Origin of the sequence: Tardiphaga sp. (genome assembly GCF_044340795.1) — a bacterium.
Lineage (GTDB): Bacteria > Pseudomonadota > Alphaproteobacteria > Rhizobiales > Xanthobacteraceae > Tardiphaga.
Map to the genome: position 1 here is coordinate 1 of NZ_JBIISY010000382.1, position 3,921 is coordinate 3,921.

Annotated in this window: 4 protein-coding genes; all 4 read right to left on the minus strand. The window is 59.3% G+C overall.

Annotated features, from left to right (window positions below; all coding sequences use genetic code 11):
- Nucleotides 1-1,580 (minus strand): flavin-containing monooxygenase (locus tag ACIQ17_RS31785; protein WP_398473513.1); only part of this gene is annotated, 1,580 nt, incomplete at its 3' end.
- Nucleotides 1,577-2,431 carry an alpha/beta fold hydrolase gene (locus ACIQ17_RS31790; RefSeq protein WP_398473514.1) on the minus strand — a complete coding sequence of 285 codons (855 nt, stop codon included), beginning with the start codon at nucleotides 2,429-2,431 and terminating at the stop codon, nucleotides 1,577-1,579. The genes ACIQ17_RS31790 and ACIQ17_RS31785, both read right to left, overlap by 4 nt.
- Nucleotides 2,432-2,571: 140 nt before the next feature.
- Nucleotides 2,572-3,330 carry an SDR family NAD(P)-dependent oxidoreductase gene (locus ACIQ17_RS31795; protein ID WP_398473515.1) on the minus strand — a complete coding sequence of 253 codons (759 nt, stop codon included), beginning with the start codon at nucleotides 3,328-3,330 and terminating at the stop codon, nucleotides 2,572-2,574.
- A 266-nt stretch (nucleotides 3,331-3,596) separates the two neighbouring features.
- Nucleotides 3,597-3,921 (minus strand): LysR substrate-binding domain-containing protein (locus ACIQ17_RS31800; RefSeq protein ID WP_398473516.1); only part of this gene is annotated, 325 nt, incomplete at its 5' end.

Here is a 3,921-nt window from a genome sequence, read left to right on the forward strand (position 1 = left end):
GTCGGCAGATCCGTGCCACCGCGACCAACCACCTTGATCGGCGCGAGATAATCGGATGCCTGGAAGCCCGTTGCCATAATGATGATATCGACCTCATGCAACATACCATCGGACGTGACGATGCCCTTTTCTTCGATCCGCAGGATTCCGTCGGTGACAAGCTCCGTGTGCGGCTGCTTCAGTGCATCTGCCCACACCCCATTGTCGCGGAGCATGCGCTTCGCACCGGGGGCATATTTAGGCGTCATCTTCTCAAGTAGGTCTGGGCGATCAGCGAGTTGGGCCTTGAGATGGTCGATACATTCAAGACGCAGCTCCTCATTGGCGCGACCGACAGAGATAGGATGGTCCCAATCCTGCTCGACCTCGACCAAGGGGAGCCTACCTTCAGCGGCGATCCAGAACTGCCAGAAGCGGAACCAACGCCCATAAAACGGAACATGCCGCAACAGCCAAGCCATGCCCGGCTTGATCTCTTCGTGGTAATTCGGCGTCGGAAGCATCCACGGCGCGTTGCGCTGAAAGACGTACATCTTCGCCACGTCCTCGACGATCGCAGGGACGATCTGGTAGGCGCTCGCGCCGGTTCCGATCACGGCGACGCGCTTGCCACGAACATCAAGGTCCGTCTGCCACTTCGCGGAATGAACCATGACGCCGCCAAACGACTTCAGCCCCGCGATATCCGGGAAAGCCGGCTTGTTGAGCTGGCCCGTCGCCGTGACGATCGCGTTGAACATTTCAACCCGGCTCTTGCCGGCCTTGTCCACCGTTTCGATCCGCCACAGCAAAGTCACGTCGTCATAAATCATCGACACGACTTCGGTTTCGAAAGCGATATTCGGGCGCACAGAGGTCGCATCGGCCACTGTGGAAACATATTTCTGGATTTCAGCCTGCTTGGAGAATTGCTCGGGCCAATCCTGCTTCTGCGCGAATGAATAGCTATACGCAAAATTTGGGGTATCCAGGCGGCAGCCCGGATAGACGTTCTCCCACCAGACGCCGCCAACTTCCGGGTTCTTCTCGAACACCTTGTAGCGAATCCCGGCCTGTTGCAGACGATACGCCGTGGCGACGCCGGACAGCCCGGCTCCGATCACGGCAACCGAGAAGTCGCGCTCTGGAGCAAGGTCGTGCTTGCTCCAATCCGGCGCACCGAGGTCGCGCGGCAGGGCCAGTTCATGCTTGAGCAGCGGCAGATATTCCGAACCGACACCTCGCGCGAGAAACTTCATTGCTTTCTCGAGCAAAGGCGCGGACGCATCCGCAGCTGGCGATCCGGCATCGCGATGAGCAATCAGGGCAGCCACGCATAGTGACTTAGCCTTTGCCTGCGCCTCTTCGCTCAATCCGCCTTGCGGCTTGATGGACGCGCCCATCTTCGACTTCGGCGGCTGCAGCTCATCGGAGATCAGCTTCTCATCGCCCGTCAGCACGGCGATTGCCGCCAGCAACGCAGGCAAGTCGGCCTCTTCGACGGCGCTTGCGATCTCGCTATCGCTGGCGACGATCGGATCGACGCGATCGAGCGCCGCGATGCCGTCGGATATGGCTATCTTATTGGAGTGAATGTTCATCGGACGTCTCCCACATTCGTCAGAAATTTCCGGACGAGTTCGATCACTTGGTCTGGACACTCGATATTCGGCCCGTGGCCGGCATCGATCGTGATCGCAGAAATATTGGGCGACAACGCCGCAAGCTTGTCGGCCCAACCGTCTTCAAGAAGAGGATCTCGGCGACCCTCGACCAACAAGGTCGGCACCGCGGTCTTCGCCAGACGCTCAAGATAGTCGTCCGCCTGCGCGGCTCGCTCGACAGACGGGTTCTTCAGACGGGGCGCAGACAGCGCTTCCCAATGACCCGGAATCAGACTGTTGGCATGCCTCTGCTTGATATGAGCTTCCATGCCGTCGGTCGGCCCGACGATCAGCTCCGTGAGATTTGTTGCGGCTTCGAGACTCGGCGTATAGTTCGTCAAGGCTTCGATGCCGGCCGGAAGCCGGTACGGCCCGCCCGAGCCAGCCATCGAAATTGCACGACGGATGCCCCACGGGTTTCCAGAAGCCACACTAGCCCGCAGGATCAACGAGCCCCCGAACGAGGTTCCGACATAGTCGGCTTCCTTGATTCCGAGTTCGCGCACGAATGCCTCGATATGCGGGACACGTGCCGCATAAGGAGATCGATCGAAATAGACGACTTTGTCGGTACCGCCCCAGCCGAGCAATTCCGGGGCGAGCACATGATGATCGCGCGCGAAGTCGGCGATCACACCGCTCCAGCATAGTTCTGCAGTGGTGCCGAAGGCGCCGTCATGGATAAGGATCAGCTTCCGTCGAGATGGATCGCCCGCCTCGAGATAGCGGGTCTTAAACCCGCCAGCCATGATATGCTTGACCTCGAACTCGCTGCTCTGCTGTGTCATTTCTCTATTCGCCTATTCTATTATCAAACTCTTCGACGAGCTGTTTCGGTTAAGACTAGCGCGTCCGATCGCAAACGATCGGCGCAAATACTTGATAGTAGCTATCGCGTTGGAAGATGGCCTTGCGAAGTAGGCCTGCCTCAGTTCATCGCCGACCCACCATCCACGGAGAGTGTCTGCCCCGTCACGAAGTCGCTCGCTGGCGAGGCTAGAAACAGCAACGCGCCAAGCAGGTCCGCCGGCACGGCCTCGCGCTTGATCGCGCGCGAAGCGATGTTGTTGGAGACCATGGTGCTCGACCAGCTTGGATTGCTCTTCATCCGGTCGCTCATGGTGAGGCCAGGCGCCAGCGCGTTCACCCGGATGCCGAATTCGCCCAGTTCACGCGCCGCTGCGCGCGTGAGGGAAATGATGGCTCCCTTCGAGGCCACGTAGTGAGGCTGCCCGGGCGAGCCCTTGATTGCCGTGCCGGACGACAGATTGATGATCTTGCCATACCCGCGCGCTTTCATCGGCGAGATCGCGGCCTTCATGCACTCAAAGGTGCCGCGGACATTGACGGTCATGACGCGATCCCAGTCCTCGGAGCTGATTTCCGTCAGCGCTCCCAGCTGAATCGTCCCGGATATCGCGGCATTGTTGACGAGAATGTCGAGCTGGCCGAATGAACTGATCGCGCGATCGATGCATTCCTGCACCGATGACGACGATGTCACGTCGAGACAGACGCCTTCCGCACGCCCGCCGTTTGAACGAATGACGGCGCAAGTTTCCATCGTGGAGGCAACATCCCCCACCACCACCGCGGCACCTGCTTTCGCCAGCGCGATGGCGAAGTCCGCGCCAAGCCCCTGAGCACCGCCGGTTACGATTGCTACACGTCCAGTCAGGTTGGTCATTGTCCTTCTCTCATCAATCTTATGTGGCGTTGAAGAAACGAGCTATCCGCGGCGAAGACGGCGCATAAGCCAGTGCAGTACTCTGCATGCGCGCGCCCCTCTTTCATTCTCGCCGCTCGCGTGATGTGAACAGGCGCGCGCACCGAAATCGGGCATGCGTTGCGAAGATGCCTTCTCCGCCGCGTCGGGCAGAGACTACGAAACTGAGGGAGCCATGAAAGCGCTACCTGGCTGATATGACATATCTCAAATGCTGATAGGTGCTTTCAGCCGGAAGGCGTACTGATGTCGCGCCACAATCCATCGACGACCCGCAACTCAGCTTCGATTGCCGCAATGAACTGGCGGGAGGCCGCGTTCGGCGGACGGCGCTTGTCATAGACGAGATACAGATCGAACGGAATCTTCGGACTTTCGACCGGATAGATGAAAACACCCGAACGTCCTGGCTCGCGGCATACCGAGCTGAACGGCGTCAGCACGCCCCAGTCCGACGAACTGGCAAGTTCGAAAGCGCCGACGGTGCCATTGATCTCGATCGTGCGCGGCGCCTTGATCATGCCTTTCGCAATATACGATTGCACCAGCGAC

Excerpts from the sequence above, each read along its gene's own strand:
- ACIQ17_RS31790 (WP_398473514.1), bottom strand. The coding sequence starts at position 2,431 with ATGACACAGCAGAGCAGCGAGTTCGAGGTCAAGCATATCATGGCTGGC.
- ACIQ17_RS31795 (WP_398473515.1), bottom strand. The coding sequence starts at position 3,330 with ATGACCAACCTGACTGGACGTGTAGCAATCGTAACCGGCGGTGCTCAG.